Origin of the sequence: Kutzneria sp. 744, assembly GCF_000568255.1 — a bacterium.
GTDB lineage: Bacteria > Actinomycetota > Actinomycetes > Mycobacteriales > Pseudonocardiaceae > Kutzneria.
In genome coordinates this window covers 1219860-1239946 of sequence record NZ_KK037166.1, presented here as the reverse complement: position 1 = coordinate 1239946, position 20087 = coordinate 1219860, and the positions used below count along the sequence as shown (strand labels likewise).

General features: G+C 69.9%; 24 protein-coding genes. 6 read left to right on the top strand and 18 right to left on the bottom strand.

The features are described 5' to 3' along the window. Positions 1-4: 4 nt before the first annotated feature. The 5 genes from KUTG_RS05395 to KUTG_RS05380 all read right to left on the bottom strand — a co-directional run bounded on the left by KUTG_RS05395 (position 5) and on the right by KUTG_RS05380 (position 2333). Entirely contained in the window at positions 5-433 is a 429-nt protein-coding gene (locus tag KUTG_RS05395; RefSeq protein ID WP_043715345.1) for a putative sulfate exporter family transporter, read from the bottom strand. A 13-nt stretch (positions 434-446) separates the two neighbouring features. Further along, complete coding sequence (locus KUTG_RS05390) at positions 447-1244, bottom strand: alpha/beta fold hydrolase (RefSeq protein WP_043715343.1); 798 nt, start codon at positions 1242-1244, stop codon at positions 447-449. Between the two features lie 43 nt (positions 1245-1287). Then, positions 1288-1482, bottom strand: coding sequence for a hypothetical protein (locus KUTG_RS05385; RefSeq protein WP_043715341.1), 195 nt, complete (start codon positions 1480-1482; stop codon positions 1288-1290). A 196-nt stretch (positions 1483-1678) separates the two neighbouring features. Then, positions 1679-1804 carry a hypothetical protein gene (locus KUTG_RS65110; RefSeq protein WP_255360849.1) on the bottom strand — a complete coding sequence of 42 codons (126 nt, stop codon included), beginning with the start codon at positions 1802-1804 and terminating at the stop codon, positions 1679-1681. A gap of 271 nt (positions 1805-2075) precedes the next feature. Beyond that, positions 2076-2333, bottom strand: a complete 258-nt coding sequence (locus KUTG_RS05380) for a phage holin family protein (RefSeq protein WP_052394022.1) — start codon at positions 2331-2333, stop codon at positions 2076-2078. Positions 2334-2589: 256 nt separating this feature from the next. Between KUTG_RS05380 and KUTG_RS05375 the strand changes: the two genes are divergently transcribed. Genes KUTG_RS05375 through KUTG_RS05360 form a run of 4 tightly spaced genes read left to right on the top strand, consistent with a single transcriptional unit; the run spans position 2590 to position 7279 of the window. Beyond that, positions 2590-3606 (top strand): glycosyltransferase family 9 protein, encoded by a 1017-nt coding sequence (locus KUTG_RS05375; RefSeq protein ID WP_043715340.1) that lies wholly within the window; start codon positions 2590-2592, stop codon positions 3604-3606. Then, on the top strand, positions 3603-4508 hold the full coding sequence (locus tag KUTG_RS05370; protein WP_052394020.1) for a glycosyltransferase: 906 nt from the start codon (positions 3603-3605) through the stop codon (positions 4506-4508). Before KUTG_RS05375 ends, KUTG_RS05370 begins: the two co-directional genes overlap by 4 nt. Before the next feature lie 6 nt (positions 4509-4514). Further along, positions 4515-5552, top strand: a complete 1038-nt coding sequence (locus KUTG_RS05365; protein ID WP_052394018.1) for an enolase C-terminal domain-like protein — start codon at positions 4515-4517, stop codon at positions 5550-5552. 17 nt (positions 5553-5569) lie between these two features. Beyond that, positions 5570-7279, top strand: coding sequence for a glycoside hydrolase family 15 protein (locus KUTG_RS05360; protein ID WP_043728391.1), 1710 nt, complete (start codon positions 5570-5572; stop codon positions 7277-7279). A gap of 230 nt (positions 7280-7509) precedes the next feature. On the opposite strand, the gene KUTG_RS05355 is transcribed toward KUTG_RS05360, so the two are convergent. Next, positions 7510-10443, bottom strand: coding sequence for an FAD-binding and (Fe-S)-binding domain-containing protein (locus tag KUTG_RS05355; protein ID WP_063753486.1), 2934 nt, complete (start codon positions 10441-10443; stop codon positions 7510-7512). Between the two features lie 77 nt (positions 10444-10520). Between KUTG_RS05355 and KUTG_RS63240 the strand changes: the two genes are divergently transcribed. Then, the gene (locus KUTG_RS63240) at positions 10521-10664 is read left to right on the top strand and encodes a hypothetical protein (RefSeq protein WP_232240675.1); all 144 of its coding nucleotides are present in this window, start codon (positions 10521-10523) and stop codon (positions 10662-10664) included. A gap of 170 nt (positions 10665-10834) precedes the next feature. After that, the gene (locus KUTG_RS05350) at positions 10835-11476 is read left to right on the top strand and encodes a hypothetical protein (RefSeq protein WP_198047027.1); all 642 of its coding nucleotides are present in this window, start codon (positions 10835-10837) and stop codon (positions 11474-11476) included. Here the strand turns inward: KUTG_RS05350 and KUTG_RS05345 are convergent. The 12 genes from KUTG_RS05345 to KUTG_RS05290 all read right to left on the bottom strand — a co-directional run bounded on the left by KUTG_RS05345 (position 11473) and on the right by KUTG_RS05290 (position 19934). Further along, a complete protein-coding gene (locus tag KUTG_RS05345; RefSeq protein ID WP_043715336.1) occupies positions 11473-12447 on the bottom strand; it encodes a TIGR03557 family F420-dependent LLM class oxidoreductase in 975 nt (324 codons plus the stop codon). The genes KUTG_RS05350 and KUTG_RS05345 overlap by 4 nt on opposite strands. 34 nt (positions 12448-12481) lie before the next feature. Then, positions 12482-13072, bottom strand: a complete 591-nt coding sequence (locus KUTG_RS05340; RefSeq protein WP_043715334.1) for a hypothetical protein — start codon at positions 13070-13072, stop codon at positions 12482-12484. 4 nt (positions 13073-13076) lie between these two features. Beyond that, positions 13077-13484 carry a VOC family protein gene (locus KUTG_RS05335; RefSeq protein ID WP_043715332.1) on the bottom strand — a complete coding sequence of 136 codons (408 nt, stop codon included), beginning with the start codon at positions 13482-13484 and terminating at the stop codon, positions 13077-13079. Positions 13485-13527: 43 nt separating this feature from the next. Then, positions 13528-14064, bottom strand: a complete 537-nt coding sequence (locus KUTG_RS55995; RefSeq protein WP_052394015.1) for a baeRF2 domain-containing protein — start codon at positions 14062-14064, stop codon at positions 13528-13530. 437 nt (positions 14065-14501) lie between these two features. After that, entirely contained in the window at positions 14502-15521 is a 1020-nt protein-coding gene (locus tag KUTG_RS05325; protein ID WP_052394013.1) for an SDR family oxidoreductase, read from the bottom strand. A gap of 546 nt (positions 15522-16067) precedes the next feature. After that, positions 16068-17741 carry a complex I subunit 5 family protein gene (locus tag KUTG_RS05320; protein WP_052394011.1) on the bottom strand — a complete coding sequence of 558 codons (1674 nt, stop codon included), beginning with the start codon at positions 17739-17741 and terminating at the stop codon, positions 16068-16070. After that, on the bottom strand, positions 17738-18073 hold the full coding sequence (locus KUTG_RS05315) for a sodium:proton antiporter (RefSeq protein WP_043715329.1): 336 nt from the start codon (positions 18071-18073) through the stop codon (positions 17738-17740). The genes KUTG_RS05320 and KUTG_RS05315 overlap by 4 nt, the downstream gene beginning before the upstream one ends. After that, a complete protein-coding gene (locus tag KUTG_RS05310; protein WP_043715327.1) occupies positions 18070-18804 on the bottom strand; it encodes an MnhB domain-containing protein in 735 nt (244 codons plus the stop codon). The genes KUTG_RS05315 and KUTG_RS05310 overlap by 4 nt, the downstream gene beginning before the upstream one ends. Further along, positions 18801-19040 (bottom strand): Na(+)/H(+) antiporter subunit B, encoded by a 240-nt coding sequence (locus tag KUTG_RS05305; RefSeq protein WP_084578921.1) that lies wholly within the window; start codon positions 19038-19040, stop codon positions 18801-18803. Before KUTG_RS05305 ends, KUTG_RS05310 begins: the two co-directional genes overlap by 4 nt. Further along, positions 19037-19318: a monovalent cation/H(+) antiporter subunit G gene (locus KUTG_RS05300; RefSeq protein WP_043715323.1), complete on the bottom strand. Its 282-nt coding sequence runs from the start codon at positions 19316-19318 to the stop codon at positions 19037-19039. The genes KUTG_RS05305 and KUTG_RS05300 overlap by 4 nt, the downstream gene beginning before the upstream one ends. Next, positions 19315-19569, bottom strand: a complete 255-nt coding sequence (locus KUTG_RS05295) for a monovalent cation/H+ antiporter complex subunit F (RefSeq protein ID WP_043715321.1) — start codon at positions 19567-19569, stop codon at positions 19315-19317. The genes KUTG_RS05300 and KUTG_RS05295 overlap by 4 nt, the downstream gene beginning before the upstream one ends. Continuing rightward, a complete protein-coding gene (locus KUTG_RS05290; protein ID WP_198047026.1) occupies positions 19566-19934 on the bottom strand; it encodes a hypothetical protein in 369 nt (122 codons plus the stop codon). Before KUTG_RS05290 ends, KUTG_RS05295 begins: the two co-directional genes overlap by 4 nt. Positions 19935-20087: the final 153 nt, after the last annotated feature.

Genomic DNA, 20087 nt, shown 5'->3' with positions numbered 1-20087 from the left:
AAGCCTACTTCGACAGGTTGCCGAGGCTGGTCGCCTCAGCCTTGCTGACCAGGCCGAGGGCGCAGCCGGAGTCCTCGTCGTCGGCGTCGATCGCCCCGCGCCCGGCGATGATCGCCGACACGCCGCAGATGGACGTGCCGATGGCCAGCAACGTGGACAGCCTGGCGTTGAGCCCGAAAGCCTTGCCCACCAACAGGATGACGATGGTGGCCACGGCCATGTCGATCGCGATGACGCCGAGGCTGAAGCCGCCCAGTCGGGCCAGGTCGCCCAGCACGAGGCGGGCCCCGAGCAGCACGATGCCGGTCTTGAGCCAGAACCCGTAGCTGGCCACGCCCGGGCGGAACAGCGCCGGCAGGCCGATCACGATCGCCCACAGCGCGTACTCGATGTCCGGCCGGGCCGTGCCGGTGGCCTTGCCCAGGCTGCGCAAGCCGTTTCGAAAATCAGCCGATGAAGTCGATCAGGACCCGGTAGACCTCCTGCCGATCGATCTCGTGGAGGACGTTGTGCCGGTCCAGCGGGAACGTCACCAGGCGCGCGTCCTTCAGCCGGCGGGCCGCCTCACGGGCGCCGGCGACCGGGGCCAGGTCGTCGTCCTCGCCGTGGAGGAGCAGCACGGGCATGGTCAGTGTCGGGATGGCCGCCGCCAGCCGGGGAGCGGCCTCGGCCAGGGCCATCAGGGTCTGCGGGCGCAGGCCGCCCTGCCAGGTCAGGGGGTCTTCGCGGACGTACTGGGCGTACTGCGTGTTGCGGGTCAGCTCACCTGGGTCCTTGCGAAGGTCCATCGGGTCGATCCCGCTGGCCAGCAGCTCCACCAGGCCTCCCGGCGCGTCCGTCACGACAATCGACGCCCCCGCCAGCACCACCTTCGCCGGCCGTGCCTCCCGCTCCGCCGCCAGCAGCGTCGCCACCGACGCCCCGAGCGAGTGCCCCACCAGCACCAGCGGCAGCTCCGGATGCTCCGCTCGGGCCAATCCGCACAGCTGCTCCGCGTCGTCCAACAGGTTGTCCACCCGCTCGATCAGCACCCGCTCGCCCTCGCTGCGCCCGTGCCCCGCGTGATCCGCGGCCCACACCGCCATCCCCGCCGCGGTCAGCGCGTCGACCATCGGCCCGTACGAGCCGATGTGCTCGCCCAGCCCGTGCAGGAACACCACCAGCGCCCTCGGCTCCGCCGGCACCCAGTGTCCATAGTGGATTTTCCCGGTGGCCCCGTCGAAGACCGTCTGATCATCCGTCACGAGGGATCAGTGGACCAGCACGGCCTCGTGTGGTCAACGGCCTCTACTGGTCCGTGTGCTCGGCCAGTCTCCGGTCGTACACCCGCTGCACCTCCGCCAGGCGACTGGGCGACTCCTTCGCCTTGCGCCCGGTGCCGACCTCGGCCACCGAATGCAGGGCCACCGTGAAGCTGGGCCCGAAAACCTCGTCGACGTCAACCTTCTGAAGGTCCTCGCTGCCGGCCTCGACCTCGAACAACCGCTGGCCGACCGGCCCCTGGAGTACCAGGGTGCGCCGGTTCCGCGACGGGCCAACCAGCTGGCGCTGGCCGGTCGGCCTCGGCGGGGCACCTCCTGACGTCCGGACCGCCCGAGGAAGTCGCCGCGCTGGAGGCCGCCCGCGCCGAGCACGCCGGGCGCTGGACTCGTCGCTCGACGTCGTCGGACTAGCGGGCTCAGCGCCGGCGGAGCAACAGGATCACGAGCACCAGCACGCCGACGCCGCCGGCCGCGATGACCGCGGCGGGGACCTTGCGGGCCCGGTCCAGCTTGCCGTGCAGGAGGGTGATCGTGTCGACCACTCCTCGCGCTTACACCCGCTGGTGTCGCAACACTATGGACCGGTGTTGTGTTTGTCAGTTGGTGACGCCCGCTGTATAGTTAACCAGATATTCGTGTAGTGTCGTGCTCCTCTTGAACATGCAGGGATGGGTAGCTCTTTGTGGGCTAGTTTGCGGTCCGCTCAACTCATATCCTCGTCGACCACAAATCACGTAGATCCGGTTGTTATTATTATAATTGGAATGACTCGCGAATCTTTTATAGATACAGCGCAGTGGCGCAGGATGATTGCTACGGCAGAACGGCAAGGGCGGACAGCCAGGCCGGCAGCACCAGGGCGAGCGCGATGATGGCGCACGCGATGAGGGCGCAGAGGCCGAGGAAGCCGAACAGGGCGGCGCCGACGAGGACGCCGACCCCGACACCGGCGGCGCGGGCCTTGGTCTTGACCTCGACGACGGCGAGGGCCGCCTCGTCGCGAACGAGGGTCGACAACTGCTCGGTCAGACGGCCCAACAACTGGCCGGTCGAGGCTTCGTCCTGAGGCATGGGTTCCTCCCAGCGTGACAGTTACTGCCGGGGGACTACCCGCCGGTCAGCGTCGCGACACACCCGGCATGTCACCGACGGGGCTCCAACCGAACGGGATACCCCGGCCGCGGGCCGGTCAAACGGCTACGCCCATCGGGGGACAGTCGCGTTTACCGCAGGCCCGCAGCGGAAATGTCCATTACGGGACGCGGCTGCGACCGATCGGAGTCACCAGCGGGACCGGATCTCCCTACCACTGCGGAAGGGTGCTGCGATGAGACGCCGAGTGCTGGTGGTCCGCCTCGACGGCGAGAGCGAGGTTCTCGTGTCGGGGCCGGCGGTGCGTGCCGCCGCCCAGGCCAACGAGGTCACGTTCCTGTGCGGCCCGAGGGGAGAGCAGGCGGCCCGGCTGCTGCCCGGCGTGGGCGACGTGGTGACGTGGAGCTGCCCGTGGGTCGAGCCGACCCCGTCCGATGTGGACCGTCGTGATGTCGAGTCCGTTCGCAAGACGCTGCAGCGCCGGGGATTCGACATGGCGCTGATCCTGACCTCCGACCATCAGTCGCCGTTGCCGACGGCGTTGCTGCTGCGCCTGGCCGGAGTGCCGTGGATCGCGGCGGTGTCGGACGACCATCCGGGTTCCCTGGTGGACGTCTGTCTGCGGCCTGGTGTCGAGGTGGACGAGGACATGCCGGAGCCCGAACGCGCCCTGAGCGTGGCCAGGGCGGCCGGCTTCGCGTTGGATCCGGCCGACGAAGGCCGACTGGCCGTGCGCCCGCTGCCGAAAAGCCTGGTGCGCAAGGGACCCTACGTGGTGCTGCATCCTGGCGCCTCGGCCCCGTCACAGGCGTGGTCGCCGCAGCGGTGCGCCGAGGCGGTGGACGAACTGAGCCGTCGGGGCCATCAGGTCGTCGTCACCGGCGCGGACGACGAACGAGCCCTGACCGCGCGCGTCGCCGGTAACTACGGACTCGATCTCGGTGGTCGGATGAACCTCCCACAGCTCGCGGCGACCATCGCCGGGGCCGATGCCCTCGTGGTCGGCAACGCCGGCCCGGCGCACCTGGCCGCGGCCGTCGGCACGCCGGTGGTCTCGCTGTTCTCGCCGGTCGTCCCGGCACGGCGATGGGCGCCGTATCGCGTGCCGTATGTGCTGCTAGGTGACCAGGATTCGCCATGCCGCGACACACGGGCCCGGATCTGCCCGCTCGCCGGGCACCCGTGCCTGAACAACGTCACCGCCACCGAGGTCGCCGACGCCGTGGAGGCGATGCAGGGGGTTCGTGCATGAGCGAACGCGCCGTGCTGCCGCCGCGCGCCTGGATCGCACCCGATCGCCGGCTGCGCATCCTGGTGTGGCCCGTGCACGCGACGTGGATGTCGGCCTTCGTCGCCGGCCGGCACGACTACGTCATCCCGACGAGCGCGCAAGGGGTCGCTGAACCGTCCGAAGTGGACGTCGTCGTGCTGCAAAGACCAGAGGACCTCGCCGAGGCCCCGAAATGGGTCGCCAACGACCCGCCGATGATCTACGTCGAACACAACACCCCAGACGCAAAGCCGCATCCGGTGGCCGACCGCACGGACATCCGCCTGGTCCACGTCACCCACTTCAACGAGGTGATGTGGGACTCCGGCCGCGCCCCGACAACCGTGATCGAGCACGGCGTTGCGGACCTCGGCCACCGCTACACCGGAGAGCTGCCGCGGGCGGCCACCGTGATCGAGGAACCCTTACGCCAGGCCAGAATCACCGGCACCGACCTGCTGTCCAGGTTCGCGCCGGTCGACGTGTTCGGTGTCCGCGGCGACGGTCTCGACCTCCCGGGCGTGCGGCCGCAGGGCGATCTCCGGCCCGACCAGCTGCACGCCGAGCTGGCCCGTCGCCGCGTGTACGTCCATCCGCCGCGCTGGACCTCGTTGGGGCTGCCTCTGATCGAGGCCATGCACCTGGGCATGCCGGTCGTGGTGCTCGCGGCGACGGAGGCGATCGAGGCCGTGCCGTCCGACGCCGGCGTCGTCTCGACCCGGGTCGATGTGCTGGCCGACGCCGCCCGGGAGCTGATCAACGCCCCCGACCTGGCGGCCGAGCTGGGAAAGCAGGCCCGCCAGGCGGCGCTGACCCGATACGGACTGGACGCCTTCCTGCGGGACTGGGATTGGCTGCTGGCCGAGACGGTGGGCCCGGGCTAGTTTCCGTTGCCCGACAACCGGGACAGCGCGGCGGCGGACGGCACCCTGTCGTGGGACGCGACAACACTTGTTGTCGTGACCGTCCGGACCCGGGCCGGGGTGACCGGCCTCGGCCACACCTACGGCCACGAGTGCCTGACGGTGCTGATCGACGGCCTGCTGGCGCCGCGAGTCATGGGCATCGACGTGCGGGAGACCGGCTCGGCCTGGGAGGCGATGCGGTCGGCGATCCGCAACCTGGGCCGCCCCGGCCTGTGCTCGATGGCGATGGCCGCCGTCGACATGGCGTTGTGGGACGCCAAGGCCCGTACCCTCGACGTGCCGCTGCACCGGCTGCTCGGCGGCAGCCGGACCGAAGTCCCGGTCTACGGCTCCGGCGGCTTCACGACCTACTCCCGCGACGACCTGGTCCGGCAGCTGGCCGGTTGGGTCGAGCAGGGCATCCCGCGGGTCAAGATGAAGATCGGCATCTCGCCTCAGGACGACCTCGACCGGGTCTGCGCCGTCCGCGAGGCGATCGGCGCCGAACCCGAGCTCTACGTGGACGCCAACGGGGCGTACGACCGGGTCACCGCGCTGCGGCTGGGTCAGCGGCTGGTCGAGCGGGCCGACGTGACGTGGTTCGAGGAGCCGGTCAGCTCCGACGACCTGTCCGGGCTGGCGAGCCTGGCCCGTGACCTGCCGTTGGACGTGACCGCGGGGGAGTACGGCTACCACCTGGGGTACTTCCAGGACATGGCGCCGTGCGTGGACGTGCTCCAGGCGGACATCACCCGCTGTGCCGGCATCACCGAATGGCTGCGGGTCACCTCGGCGGTGACGAAGCCGATGTCCGCCCACTGCGCCCCGTCGGCCCACGTGCACACGGCGACGGTTCCGCCGCATCTGCGGCATCTGGAGTACTTCCACGACCACGTGCGCATCGAGCGGATGGTGTTCGACGGCGTGCTCGAACCGGTCCAGGGCTGTCTGATCCCGGCCGAGACACCCGGCAACGGGCTGGTGTTCAAGGAGGCCGACGCGAAGCGATTCCGGGTGCGATGAGCGGGTATCCGTCCGCTGTGGACGGATTGGACTGCACGCCGCACGTGCTACGCGAGTACGCGCTTGTGGCCGACGGTGAACGTGGCGCGCTGATCGACCCGCAAGGCTGTGTGGCGTGGATGTGCGCGCCGAGGTGGCACGACGACGCCGTGTTCGGTGCGCTGATCGGCGGCGGCGGGCACTACCAGGTGGCGCCGGCCGACCCGTGGCACGTGTGGGGCGGCTACTACGAGCCCGGCACCCTGATCTGGCACAGTCGGTGGAGCACGCGGGACACCATCGTGGAGTGCCGGGAAGCGCTGGCCCTCCCGGCCGACCCCCACCGCGCGGTGCTGCTCCGACGGGTGTTGGCCAGTGATGATCCGGTCGACATGCGGGTTCGCTGCCGGCCCGGGGCCGACTTCGGCCGGGCCGAGGTGCACGACGTGCGACGTGACGGCGCGGTGTGGACCATGCGCAGCGGTCCACTGTGGATCCGTTGGAGCGGGGCCGCGGACGGGCAGGTGCGGGTGGATGCCGGGCGGCATCACGACTTCGTGCTGGAGGTGTCCGACCGGCCGTTCAACGGGCCGCCGCCGGATCCGGAATTGTGCTGGCAGGAAACCGAACACGGTTGGCGGCAGGCGGTGCCGGACTGTGTGAACACCCTCGTGCCGCAGGACACCAGGCATGCCTACGCCGTCCTGACCGGACTGACCGCCGGCTCTGGAGGCATGGTCGCCGCCGCCACGACGTCGTTGCCGGAGCGGGCAAAGCTCGGCGGCGACTACGACTACCGGTATGCCTGGATCCGCGACCAGTGCTACGTCGGAGAGGCCGTCGCCGCCCACCAACCGCACTGCCTGATGGACGACGCCGTCCGCTTCGTCGCCGAACGGCTGATCGAGGACGGCCCCGACCTCAAGCCGGCGTACACCGTGACCGGCGGGCAGATCCCGGACCAGCGCGAACTCGACCTCCCGGGCTATCCCGGCGGAACCGACCGCATCGGCAACCGCGTGCGCCACCAGTTCCAGCTGGACGCCTTCGGCGAGGCGCTGCTGCTGTTCGCCGCGGCTGCCGAGCATGACCACCTGACCGCCGACGCCGAGCGGGCGCTGGGGATCGCCGTCGACGCCATCGAGCGGGAGTGGCGCAAGACCGAGGCCGGGGTGTGGGAGTTGGAGGAGCGGTCCTGGACGCATTCCAACCTGACCTGCGTCGCCGGCCTGCGTCGCACCGCCCGGTTCACGATGACGAACCGTTGCACGACCTTGGCCGACGCCATTCTGGCCGAGACGACGCGGACCTCGTTGCACCCCGGCGGCCGCTGGCAGCGGTCCACCAAGGACGATTCCGTCGACGCTTCGCTACTGCTGCCGGCGATCCGCGGTGCGGTGCCGGCCGACGACCCGCGCAGCGTGGCCACCGTGCGGGCCGTGCGGGAGGACCTTGGCCGCGACGGCTACGTCTACCGCTTCCGGCACGACGACCGTCAGCTCGGTGCGGCCGAAGGCGCCTTCCTGGTCTGCGGTTTCTGGCTCGCCCTCGCTGAAAACCAGCAGGGCGAACGCATCGAGGCCGCCCGCCGCTTCGAACGCAACCGCGCCTCCTGCGGGCCGCCCGGCCTGTTCACCGAGGAATACGACGTGCGCCAGCGACAGTTGCGCGGCAACATCCCGCAGGCCTTCGTGCACGGCATGCTCCTGGAGTGCTCCGCCCGCCTGGCCCGCGACTGGTCGACATGAGTGACGCCGCCCCGCCGGAGGCGGGGCGCCACCGACCGCTGATGGCTCAGCGTGAACGGCGGTACAGCCATGCGACGGCCGGGCCCGCGGCCGCTGCTCTAAATAGTTAGCCTGAACTCAATGGTAACGATCACTACAGGGGAGAAGAGGCGTCCCCACATCCTTGCGCTCTCTTTGAGTGTACTATAAAGTCTCAAGACCCTCCTAGCGGATTCGATCAGTCAGTTGAGCTAAAGCCTCGGGATGATAGGGAGAAGAACGCGCGGTTGAGCTTTTCGCCCCCGGCCCGGCGCGGACGGCCGCTCGGGTCGCGGCTGCGCCCCCTGCAGCGCAGCCGCGATGACCTCGGCCAGGTGCATCGGCCGCTGGTTGACGTCGGACTGGTCGATCTGGGTGCGGCAGCTGAAACCGTCGGCCAGCACGAGGGTCTCCGCGCCGGCCTGGCGCAGCGACGGCAGGAGCTTGTCCTCGGCGCAGGCCATGGACACGTCGTAGTGCTCCTGCTCGAAGCCGAAGTTGCCGGCCAGGCCGCAGCAGCCGGCGTCGAGCACGTCGAGGTCGATTCCGTACTGGCGCATGAGTTTCTCGTCGGTGTCGAAGCCCAGCACGGCGTGGTGGTGACAGTGCGGCTGCGCGACGGCCCGCCGGCCGACCACCGGCGGTCGCCAGTCCGGGGCCCGCTCGGTGAGGAGCTCGGCCAAGGTCCTGGTCTGCTGGGCGAGGCGGTGGGCGTCCTGGTCGCCGTGCAGGAGGTTGGGGAGGTCGTCGCGGAACACGGCGGCACAGCTGGGTTCCAGCACGACGATGGGCGTGCCGTCCCGGAGTTGCGGCTCCAGCGTGGCCAAGGTGCGACGGGCCACCCGTTCCGCGACGGAAAGCTGGCCGGTGGAGATCCACGTCAGTCCACAGCAGACAGTCCGATCGGGAGTGATCACCTCGAAGCCGGCGGCCTCCAGTACCGTGACGGCGGCCTCGCCGATGGCCGGGTGGAAGTTGTTGGTGAAGGTGTCCGGCCACAGCAGCACCTTGCCCCGCTGCCCGGCAGGACTGGTCCGGCCGGCCAGCCGTGCCACGAGTCGTTGTCCGGCAAAGAAAGGGACCTGGCGCTGACGGGCGATGCCGCCGAGGGCCTTGACCAGGCGTAGGTTCGACACGGAGTTGACCAGACTCGGGGCCAGGGCGGCCAGCCGCGCCCAGAGGGGCAGCCAGCCCATCGAGTAGTGCGACAGCGGCCGGAGCCGGCCGGCGTAGTGGTGGGACAGGAACTCGGCCTTGTAGGTGGCCATGTCCACATTGACCGGACAGTCGCTCTGGCATCCCTTGCACGCCAGGCAGAGGTCGAGGGCGTCGTGCACGGCCTCGGACCGCCAGCCGTCCTGGATCACCTCGCCGTTCAGCATCTCGAACAGCAGCCGGGCCCGGCCGCGGGTGGAGTGCTCCTCCTCGCGGGTGGCCCGGTAGCTCGGGCACATCACGCCGCTCTCGTGCCCCCGGCACTTGCCGACGCCGACGCAGCGCGCGGCGGCATTGGCGAAACGGTTGTCGTCCTTGGGGAAGGCGAAGTGCGTCGACGGCTCCCACGGCCGGTAGTCGCTGCCCTGCCGCAGGTTCTCGTCCAGCCGGTGCGGGTGCACGACCTTGCCCGGGTTCATCAGGTCGTCGGGATCGAAGAGCGCCTTGACCTTGCCGAAGGCCTCCACCATCCGGGGACCGAACATCAGGGGCAGCAGCTCGCCCCGGGACTGCCCGTCGCCGTGCTCGCCGGACAGCGAACCGCCGTAGGACACCACCAGCCGGGCGCTGTCGGTGGCGAACCGGCGGTACTTGGCCACGCCGTCGGCGGTCTTGAGGTCGAACGGGATCCGCGTGTGCACGCAGCCCTGGCCGAAATGACCGTACAGGGAGGCGTTCTCGTACTCGTATCGCTCCAGGAGGCTCCGGAAGTCACGCAGGTAGTCGCCGAGCTTGTCGGGCGGGACGGCGGCGTCCTCCCAGCCCTCGTGCGTTTCCGGGCCCTGCGGGGGATAGGCGGTGGCGCCGAGGCCGGCCTCCCTGGCCTGCCACAGCTCTTCCTCACGTTTCGGGTCGTCCAGGAAGGCGACGTCCGGGGCGTTCTCCTTGCGGTGCAGGTCGTCGCACAGCGCCTGCGCCTGGCGGTCGACCTTCTCCTGGTCGGTGCCGGCGAACTGCACCATCAGCCAGCCGCTGCCCTTGGGCAGCTGCTTGATGGCCTGCTCGGCCAGGTGTTCGCTGTGCTCCAACTGGACCAGTTGCTCGTCGACGCCTTCCAGCGCCACCGGCTCGTGCGGGAGGATCGCCGGCACGCAGTCGGCCGCCGCGGTGATGTCGGAAAACCCGAGCACGACCAGGGTCCGTGCCGGCAGCACGTCGACCAGTTGGATCTCGGCCCGCAGCACCGTGACCAGCGTGCTCTCGCTGCCCACGAGGGCTTTGGCCACATTGAACCCGTTCTCCGGCAGCAGCGAGTCCAGGTTGTAGCCGGACACACGGCGCGGGATCTTCGGGTAGCGGGTCCGGATCTCCGCCATGTAGTCGTCACGCAGTTTCCGCAGCCCCTGGTACAGCTCGGCCAACCGGCCGCCCTCGGCCACGATTCGCTCGTACGCCTCGTCGGAGGTCTCGCCGACCCAGGCTCGGCAGCCGTCGTGGGTGAGAATCTCCAGCCGCAGCACGGAGTCGACCATCTTGCCGTACGCCTGCGCGGTGGAGCCGCACGAGTTGTTGCCGATCATGCCGCCGATGGTGCAGCTGACGTGCGTCGACGGCTTGGGCCCGACCATCAGGTCGTGGCTGCTGAGCTGGTCGTTGAGCACGTCGAGGGCGATACCCGGCTCGACCACGCAGGTCTTGGCGGCGGCGTCCACCGACACCAGCTGCGTGCAGTACTTCGACCAATCCAGAACCACGGCCTCGTTGCAGCACTGGCCGGCCAGGCTGGTGCCTCCGCCACGGGACAACACGGGCACGCCGGCCTCGTGACACAACTGAATCGTGCGGACCGCGTCCTCCACGGATTTCGGCACGACGACACCGATGGGCACCTGGCGGTAGTTGGAGGCGTCGGTGGAGTAGGTGGCCCTGCTCCCGGCGTCGAAACGGACTTCACCCTCGACCGCCCTGCCCAGTTCCGCCGCCAGCTCCACCGGACCTCCTTGAGGTGTCAAGAACCCGTGAACGGGTACCTGGTGAAGAGGATTTCCGCTCCGTACAGGGAGGAAACATGAACGACGACACCGCCACCGACGAACCGCGCCCCATTCCGGACGAACCGGAACTACTGCTGCCCAGAGGCTGGGTCGACGCGTTCCTGGGCCGGCTGGCCGACGGCGAGCAGGAGCCCAACGTGCTGCGGGGCCTGGACTGACCCCAAGTGGGTCAGACCACTGGTGAAAGTGGTGTGAAACGTTGGCCCGGCGGGAATCCACCGATACAACGGTCCACATGGGACCGTCTCACAATCCAGGGGTTCACGTGGTGGCACACGCCGAGCGACCGACTCGCCCAGTGAATTCGGTCCAGCTGGTTCCCTCTCAGGTGACACGGACCCGCCCCGGGCGGGTGACGGTGGGCACGGACGGTTCCTATTGGGGCAGGGCGGCCCTCGGCTGGGCGGCTCGCCACGCCTACCGCGCCGGCCTCGAGCTCGACGTCTACGAGGCCGATCGGCGTTACGAAGACCTGCCGGCCGATCTGCCCGCCGATATCGGCACCGGCTCCGTGCTACGACCATATCCGCTGCTGGGGGCACGGATCCGTAGTAGCGGGGCCGATGCCGCGGCGGCCCTGTTGTCGGCGTCGGCGGCCAGCGGATTACTGGCCCTGGGATGCCGGGGCCAGCACAAATGCCACCTCGGCGTCGGCCGCAATGCCCTGCTGCTGGCCGGTTCGGCCCACTGCGACGTGGTCGTCGTGCGGGGCCGCCCGCAGGCCGTGCACGGCGAGTTCCGGAAAGTGACGGCCTGGCTGGGAGAAGACGCCTCCGACGACGTCGTCATCGCGCGCGCCAAGGATTTCGCCCGGCTGACTCGGTCGGTGCTGGAAGTGGAGCGTCAGAGCGCCACCGTGCCGGTGCCCGAGGGGACCGATCTGGTCGTGGTCGGCGGGGGCGCGCAGCTTGGGCTGGCCGCCCGAACCGCGCTGCACCACGCCATGTGCCCCGTGTACGTCGTGCGCTAGGCCGACGCGGACGTCAGTTCCGGCACCCGGGGCAGCACGTGCTCCGTCCAGAACTCGAAGAACAGGTCCTGGTCGGGCCCGATCTGCTGGACGTACACCTCGTCGTAGCCGGCGTCCAGATAGGCGCGCAACTGCTCGACATACCGTTGCGGATCGGGCCCGCAGGGCACCGCCTTGGCGATCATCTCCGGCGTCACCAGCGTGCTGGCCTGCTCGAAGTGCCTCGGGCTGGGCAGCACCTGCGCCAGCTCGCCGGGCAGCTGCTCGTTCGGCCACAGCCGGTGCGCGGTGGTCACCGCTTCCTGCTCATCCGGCGCGTAGCAGACCTTGAACCCGCCCTGCGCCGGCCGGTCGTCGCCGCCGGACTCGCGAAACGTCCTCAGCAGGTCGGAGTTCGGCTGCACGCAGACGAATCCGTCGCCGATCCGGCCGGCCAGCTCCGCCGCCTTCGGACCGAAGCCCGAGACGTAGATCGGCACCGGCTCGGCCGGCCGCGTGAAGATTTCGGCCTGGTCCACGGTGTAGTGCTTGCCCTCGTAGCTGACCGGCCCGCCGCGGTGCAGCGCCCGGATCAGCTCCACCGCTTCCTCCAACATGGACAGTCGCGTGTCGGCCGTCGGCCACGGTCCGCCGAAGATGTGCTCGTTCAACGCTTCTCCGCTGCCCACGCCGAGGGTGAAGCGCCCTTCGCACTGCACCGCGGCCGTCGCCGCAGCCTGGGCGATCACCGCCGGGTGGATGCGGACCGTCGGGCAGGTGACCGCCGTCGTGATCGGCAGGGTCGTCCGTTCGGACAGCGCGCCGATGACCGACCACACAAAGGGGCTGTTGCCCTGTTCGCGGTTCCACGGGTGATAGTGGTCGGAGATCCACAGCCGGGTGAACCCGGCGCGCTCGGCGAGGCCGGCCTGGCGCACCAGCTCCTTGGGCCCGAACTCCTCGCTGGACAGGAAGTATCCGAGTTTCACCATGCCTGTCGGGTACCGCCGCGGCCGGCGGCCAAACCTAGTGAGCCAGCGTCGAACGGATCAGGGCCGCGGCGAGTGAGGCGACCTGGTCCGGCTTGACCAACTCGGCCAGGCCGCGGGGGTCGGCCGGCAAACCGTGGTGCCTGGCCGCGTCCAGGGCCCGCTGGTCGAAGAAGGGGCGCACGCGGGGCCAGACGGCCTGGACCTCGCGGCAGAAGATGTCGGCCCCGGTTTCGGCGATGCCGGGGAACTTCTGGATCTCCCGGTGCGGGGAGCGCATGCGGCGCAGGTCGCCGCGCCAGGTGTCGAGCAGAAGTTGCGCGCCTTCACCGAGTCGAGTGGCGGTGCTCTCGTCGTAGCGGACGTAGCCGCCGCGGCCGAGGGCGTCGACCCGCTCCTGCCACGTGGCGTCCAGCATGCGGCGAGGGGTGCGCAGGCCGGCGGAGAGGAGCTCCCGGGCCGCGGAAACCGCGATGTCGGCCCGGATCCGGGCCGACAACAGCGTCGCCAGCACGAGCAGCTCGTACAGGGGAGAGGGCTTGTCCCGCAGGGTGATGCCGGCCTCGGCGGCGTAGGTGGTGCCGAACCGGTCGAGCAGCTGTCTGACGGTGGTCTGTCGGTTCGGCACGCCGTCACCCCCGGACTTCGGTCAGCTCGTCCCGGTTCAGCACGCAGAACTCGTTGCCCTCGGGGTCGGCCAGCACGATCCACGGCTCGTCGCTGCGCTGGCCGATGTCGACGCGGGTGGCACCGAGGCCGAGGATGCGCTCGATCTCGATGCGGTGGCGGCCCGGCGGCGCGGCGACGTCGAGGTGGACGCGGTTCTTGCCGGTCTTCGGCGGCACGTTCGGGACCTCCTCGAACAGCACGGCGCCGCCGCGCGCGGTGTCCCAGTCCGACGGGCCGATCTCGACGAATGCCGTGCCGTCGGTGCTGTTGCCGGTCTGGACGGTGCGATAGCCGAGCACAGCGGACCAGAACTCGGCCAGCCGGTGCGGGTCGGCGCAGTCGATGGTGGTCGCGACGATATGAGTCACCATGGTGACGGGGATACCTCGGCGACTGCGGGGTGAAACGCGGGTGTCAGTACCTCAGCAACGCCCCCACCCCGTCGGTCAGCTCCAGGTGGCCGGACATGACCAGGCCGGCCCCGGACACCGAGGCAGCGGCTGGCAGAGCCTCGTCGGCCCGCCGCCGCACGATGTCCTCCTCGGCCAGTCCCTCGGCCTCGACCGCCACCTGCTCCAACCCGCCGGCGGTCCACAGCACGCGGTCGCCGGCCAGCTCGTTGGTGACAACGACTGTTTCCGCCCGCGCCTCCCGCAGGGCCGCGGTCACGGCCTCCAGCCCCTGCACGGCGAGTCCGCTGTCGCGGGCCAGCTCGGCCGCGAACCGGTCCACCCAGGTCTGCTGGGCCGCCCGGGCGTAGTCCTCGGCGATGAGCCGCACCTCGGTCTCCAGCGCGGCCTCGTCGATGCCCTCGGCGCGGCCGCCGGTCCTCGTGTCGACGGCGATCTCCAGCAGCCGCTCGGGCAGCTTCTCCCGCAGCTCGGCCCGGGCCTGCGCCTCGGCGGCGATGACGATCAGCTGCCAGCTCGTCGACCAGGTGCGACAGGGCATCCACGACCTCGGCCGGACCGTCCACAGTGGCCCGTCCGGCCAGCTCGCCGTGCGCGCTGTAGCCGCGCAGGTCGGCCCCGATCCGGTCCATGATCACGACCACGTAGGCCACCGGCGGCACGTTCTGCGCGGCCAGCGGCAGCAGGTACGGCAGCGAGGACCAGCGGACAACAGGTGTTGTCGGCGGCACCGCCAGCCAGGTGTCGAGCAGCACTCGCCCGGCCGAGGCGATCAGGGCGCGGCCGGCGGATCCGACGGGCTTGGCGCCGGTCAGGATCGCCTGCTCCAGCTCCTCGACCGTGGAGTGGTCGGCGCCCTGGCCGTCGAGCGCGGAGCGAATTGCCCGCCAGCGCAACTGGGTGGCGTGGTCGGCGTCTTCGGTGTCATGGCTCGCGTCGAAGTACACCGACGCGAAGTCGCCGGGGGCGGTGACGAGCTCACGGAGCTCGGTCGTCTGCATGGTCTCCCTTTCGATGGGCGCGGCGGCGCAGTAGCAGCGCGGTCGTCGCGGCAGCGCCGGCGAGAATGGCGCTGCGGTGCGAGTTCAGCCACCACTGCCGGCTGCGCGGCCGGGCCGTGTCGTCGAAGGCGCCGTGCGCGCCGTGGTCGAGCCGCCGATCGGCCGCCTCCCACAGGTTGGGTCCGGAATGCGGCGGCGTGCGATCCACCTGCTGCGCGTCGTACCCGGTGTGCGCGAGGTAGCGATCCAGCACGCCACCGGCGAATTTCTCGCCGAGGATGGTGCCGACGGTCGATCCGCCGACCCAGTACTCGCGCCGCCGCGGATGCGCGGCCGCGTGCACGATCGCCTTGGCGGCGACCTCAGGCTGGTAGATCGGCGGCACGGGTTGGGCAGGCAGCGGCAGGCGGGACAGCAACCAGTCGAACTGCGGCGTGTTCATGGCCGGCAGGTGCACCATCGTCACGTGCACGCCGCTGTGGTCGTGCAACAGCTCGCAGCGCAACGACTCCGTGAAGCCCTTGATGGCGTGCTTGGCCGCGCAGTAGGCCGACTGCAGCGGGATTCCCCGGTGCGCCAGGGCCGAGCCGACCTGCACGACCGTGCCCCGGTTGCGGGGCTTCATCCGCTTCAGCGCCGCCAGCGTGCCGTAGACGTAGCCCAGGTACGTTACCTCGGTGACGCGGCGGTACTCGTCGGCGGTGATCTCGTCGACCGGGGCGAACACCGAGGTGAACGCGTCGTTGACCCAGACGTCGATGGGCCCGAACGCGGTCTCCACGGCGGTCGCGGCCTCCTCGACCTGCCGCGCGTCCGCCACGTCCACGGGGATCGGCAGCGGTGTTCCGCCGGCCTGCCGCACTTCTTCGGCCGCGGCGGCCAAGCCCGCCTCGCCTCGGGCCAGCAGCGCGACGCGGTCGCCCTTCTCGGCGAACGCCCGTGCCGTCGCGCGACCTACACCACCGGTGGCTCCTGTGATCACAACGACTCGATCCATGAACCCCGGGTACCCATGAAGCCGTCGAGTATCCCCGTCAGGTGATCGCGAACAACGCCCCGACCGCCGCCATACCCAGAACCAGCCAGGCCACGTAGTCGCCGACGTGGCCGGAGTGCAGGCGGTGCACCACATGCAGCGGCGCCTTCAGCGCGCCGCGCAGCCGGCCCAGTCTTTTAGGGAGTCGTGAAAGCTCCCTACTCTGTGAACCATGTTGCGCCGAAACCAATGCCCACGATAGGATTCAATTAAGGGTCCGGGAATGTCGGATGGTTGCATGCCCGCAAGTCGGCACACAGTGTGTCGGGGCAGAACGCGTAACAAGACCGGAGCTATTACACTACTGGAGCATGTTCGGATAAGGTTCTTCTTACGGAATGGATCAAAGCTAGAGAATATTAGCCACGCCGGCTGACTCCGGCCAGTAATACTCTGTTTGAGTACTGTAGTACGCTGATGTTCACAGAGAGTAACCGTTTAAGGACTTAAAGCCGACCGTTCCGCCCTGGAGACGAAGTCGGAATAGCCACAATACGGGAGGTTATATTAAGGTCCTCTATGTGACGGATAGGTGATAGCCCAATTCGCCACCCTCCGCCCCTCTGGGGGGCGCTGAGCAAGCCCCCAGCGTGACGCCCGACCCCGTCCACTCCACGTCGACGCTGCCGACCGCCGTGGCCGGGGCGCCGTGCAGGGTCTGGGCCAGCAGCCCGGCTCGGTCCAGGAAGCGCTGCGCCCGGCCCCGAGCGCGTCGGCCACCGCCGGCACGACTCCGACCAGCAGGCCGCCGGTCAGCAGCACCGTGATGGCAACAACCATTGTCGCCGGCAGCCGCTGGGGGAAGCGGCCCTCCTGTTTCTCGTCGTCGCCCGTGGTGGTATCGGAGTCGGTGTCCTGCGGCGGCGGCCCCAGGCCGAAGTGGATCCGCAGCGACGCCCGCAGCACGGCGCCGCCGGTCGCCGCCGAGACCAGCACGAACAGCGCCGTCAGCCCGCTGGACTCCTCGCTGATCGCCTTGCCCAGCCCGGTGCCGAACGGCGGCAGCCCGGCCAGCGCCAGCGCGCCCAGCGGCAGCAGCCACTTCGTCAGCCGCGCGTCCCGGCCCTGGCAGTGCAGGTCGAACTCGTCGACGCTTCCCTTGCGGGCCAACAACACGCCGACCATCAGGAACAGCGCGCCCTTCACGCCGGCATGCCCGAACACGTACAGCACGGCCCCGGCGACGCCGGAGGCGGTCAGCGTCGCCAGGCCGATCAGGAACAGGCCGAGGTGCGCGATCGTGGAGTAGGCCAGCATCCGCTTGAGATGCCGCTGCATCAGGCACAAGGTGGCACCCAGCGCGGCCGTGGCGATGCCCAGCACCACCAACGTCCCGTGCAGCGACGCCGCCGGCAGCACGCCGCCGAACACCGTCGTCGACACGCGCAGGACGCCGTACAGCCCCAGCGGGGCCATGACGCCGGAGAACAGCACGCACACCGGCGTCGGCGCGACCGCATGGGCGTCGGCCAGCCAGAAGTGGAACGGCACGATGGCCGCCTTGACCAGCAAGCCGGTCAGCACCAGCACCAAGGCCGCCAGGACCAGCGGGTCCAGGCCGTGGCCGTCCAACGCCGCCCCGATCTGCGGCATCCCGAGCCGGCCGGTGCGCGCGTAGAGAATTCCGATGCCCGTCAACGAGAAGTACGCCCCCAGCGAGGTCACGACGCCGAAGGTGAAGCCGCCCTGCACGGACCGGGGCTCCTCGATCTTGTGGCCGGTCAGGGCATAGGCGGTGGCGCTCATCAGTTCCAGGAACACGAACAGGTCGAACAGGTCGGCGGTCAGCGAGAACCCGACCATGCCGGCCAGGAACAGCAGGATCAACACGTGCACATGTGCTTCGGCGTCGTCGAAGTACCGCCAGGTGTATATCAGCGCACATGCCGTCAAGGCGCAGGCCAGCAGCGCGAAGCCGGCGCCGATCTCGTCGGCGGCCAGCACGATGCCGACACCGGAGCCGTCCTTGGGCGTCCAGCCGCCGACCCACGTCACCACCCGGCCGGAGCTCGTGGCCGCCACCAGCAACGCCATGGCCGCCACGCTGACAACAGCTGTTGTCATGGCCACGGTGTCGACCACGACCCGGGGCGCGAACTTGGCCAGTGCGAGCAGCACGCACGCGCCGGCCAGCGGGATCGCGATGCCCAGCGGCGGCAGGCAGCTCGGGTCCACGGTCACCCCCGCAGCTCGTCGAGCTGGTCTGGATCGACGGTGCCGGTGCGCTTGGCGATCTGGATGACCAGCGCCAGCAGAAGCGCGGTCACCGTGGCCGACACGACGATGTCGGTCAGCGTCAGCGCCTGCATGACCGGATCCACCACCGGCCCAGGTGCGCCCTGCACCGGCGCCGATGCCCCGTACTGAAAGCCGATGCTGAGCAGCAGCACATACGTCCCGGACTGGGCGACGGCCACACAGACGACGGTGTGCACGAGGCCCCGGCTGCGCACGACGCCGAAGCAGCCGATCAGCAACAGCCACCCGGCGACCAGGTAGGGGAGGAGGCTCACGAGACCTCCCGGACCGACAGCGCCTGGGCCAGGAAGGCTGACAGCAGCACGACAACACCTGATGTCACCTCGGCGCCGACCGCCGCGTTCAGGAAGAACACGGTCCCGGCGGAGAACAGGTCGCCCAGGACGCCGTGCGGGAAGACGTTGGCCAGGAAGGCGCCGGTCAGCAGCAGTCCCACCAAGCCGAGAACGACGAACGCACCGGCGGCCACCGCCTCGGCGACCTGGTACCAGCTCTTCGGCCGGAGGCGTCGCAGCAAGCGGTAACTCCCGGCCACGTACAGGAGATGAACCGCGGTCGCCAGCACGACACCGCCCTGGAAGCCGCCGCCCGGCGTGAGATGGCCGTGGAACACCACGTCCGCGCCGACGATCAATGTGACCGGCAGCAGCAGGTAGCCGAGCAGCTTGGTGGCTTCCAGCACGCGGCCCTCGTCGCGATCCAGCAGCTCCTGCTCGTCCTTGGACGGCCGCAACAGGGTCGCCGCGCCGACGACGGAGCCGAGCAGGATGGTCTCCTCGCCCAGCGTGTCCAGCGCCCGTTGGTCGAAGTTGATCGAGGACACGATGTTCGGCGACGACCGGCCGACGGCCGCCGGCACGGCCAGGTCCCGATACGGGTGCACGAGTCCGCCGAACGACGGCATTCGCAGCAGCGCCAACACGATCAGCGTGCCGACCCCGCCGGCGCCGAGCCAGAACACGATCCACCGCGCCGACCGGGTCACCGCTTGCCTCCCCGCACCTTGCGGACGGCCAGCAGCACCATCAGCGGCACCACCGCCGAGCCCACCGCCACCTGCGACAACGCCACGTCCGGGGCCTGGAGCAGCACGAACAGCAGCGTCAGCAGCACCCCGTACACCGAGAGCGTCACGGCCTGCCGTCCCGGCTCGCGGGTGAGCACCACGACCGTCGCACCGGCCGCGACCAGCAGGAACGCCACCACCAGCAGCGGGGTCACGATTCCACGATCCCGTCGCGCTGGGCCGCGGTCCGGCCGACGGCCGCCGTCAGCACCGGCCCGGTGATCCCGAGCAGGACCACCGTCAGCAGGACAACAGCTGTTGTCAGGCTCCAGCCGTTGGCCACCGCCAGGGACAGGCCGATCAGCGGGCCGCCGATCGACGTCACCGGCGTCAGCCAGTGCAGCCGGCGGTAGAAGTCACGCACCAGCACGGCGGCGATGGAGGACGCCACGACGACCAGGCTGCCCGCGCCCAGCAGCACCCAGGCGATCACGGCTTCGGCCCGAGCAGCCGGGTGAACACGAGCGTGCCGGCGAAACCCAGCAGCACCAGCACAAGCGGCACGATCAGGTAGCTGGACTGGCCGTCACCCTGGATCATCACCAGCAGCGTCAACGTCCCCACGGCGGACGCCAACTCCAGCCCCACCAACCGCTCGATCGGCCCGCCCCGGGCGACCAGCACCAGCGCCGGGACCATCCCGCCGACCAGCAGGGCCAGCGTCGCGATCTCCCAGCCGCTCATTCGTCCCCCAACGAGTGCACCAGCAGCGAGTCGCCGTTGTCGTCCAGCACGACCGTGCCCGGCGACGCCGACACCACCACCGTCTTCACGCCCTTCCGCAGTGCGGACACGGGAATCCGTCGCAGCTCGGCGTGAGAGCTGCCCAGGGCCGCACTACCGCGTGCGATGTCGATGGGCAGCCGCCAAGCGCTGTCCGGCCGCCAGCGCCCCTCATAGGCCAGGCGCACCGACGCGGCGATGACCGCGCACGGGACGGCCAACACGGCGGCGGCCAGCAGGTCCTGCCAGTTGACCGCGCTCAACGTGGTCAGCCAGACGCCGACCAGGACCGCCCACCACACGGCCGACTCGACGGCTCTGACCATGCACCCGAATGCCCCGGGCCCAGGCCCCCGAAACCCGGTTGGGTTGCGGCGTCGGGGGTATTCGAGCGCCATGACCACCACGATCGAGAAGTCCATCGATGTGTTCGTCCCGGTGCGAACGGCCTACAACCAGTGGACCCAGTTCGAGTCGTT

Bases quoted from the DNA above. Each gene is read 5' to 3' on its own strand.
- KUTG_RS05380 (WP_052394022.1), bottom strand. From the start codon at position 2,333: ATGCCTCAGGACGAAGCCTCGACCGGCCAGTTGTTGGGCCGTCTGACC.
- KUTG_RS05375 (WP_043715340.1), top strand. From the start codon at position 2,590: ATGAGACGCCGAGTGCTGGTGGTCCGCCTCGACGGCGAGAGCGAGGTT.
- KUTG_RS05370 (WP_052394020.1), top strand. From the start codon at position 3,603: ATGAGCGAACGCGCCGTGCTGCCGCCGCGCGCCTGGATCGCACCCGAT.
- KUTG_RS63240 (WP_232240675.1), top strand. From the start codon at position 10,521: ATGAACGACGACACCGCCACCGACGAACCGCGCCCCATTCCGGACGAA.
- KUTG_RS05345 (WP_043715336.1), bottom strand. From the start codon at position 12,447: ATGGTGAAACTCGGATACTTCCTGTCCAGCGAGGAGTTCGGGCCCAAG.
- KUTG_RS05335 (WP_043715332.1), bottom strand. From the start codon at position 13,484: ATGGTGACTCATATCGTCGCGACCACCATCGACTGCGCCGACCCGCAC.
- KUTG_RS55995 (WP_052394015.1), bottom strand. From the start codon at position 14,064: ATGCCCTGTCGCACCTGGTCGACGAGCTGGCAGCTGATCGTCATCGCC.
- KUTG_RS05325 (WP_052394013.1), bottom strand. From the start codon at position 15,521: ATGGATCGAGTCGTTGTGATCACAGGAGCCACCGGTGGTGTAGGTCGC.
- KUTG_RS05295 (WP_043715321.1), bottom strand. From the start codon at position 19,569: ATGAGCGGCTGGGAGATCGCGACGCTGGCCCTGCTGGTCGGCGGGATG.
- KUTG_RS05290 (WP_198047026.1), bottom strand. From the start codon at position 19,934: ATGGTCAGAGCCGTCGAGTCGGCCGTGTGGTGGGCGGTCCTGGTCGGC.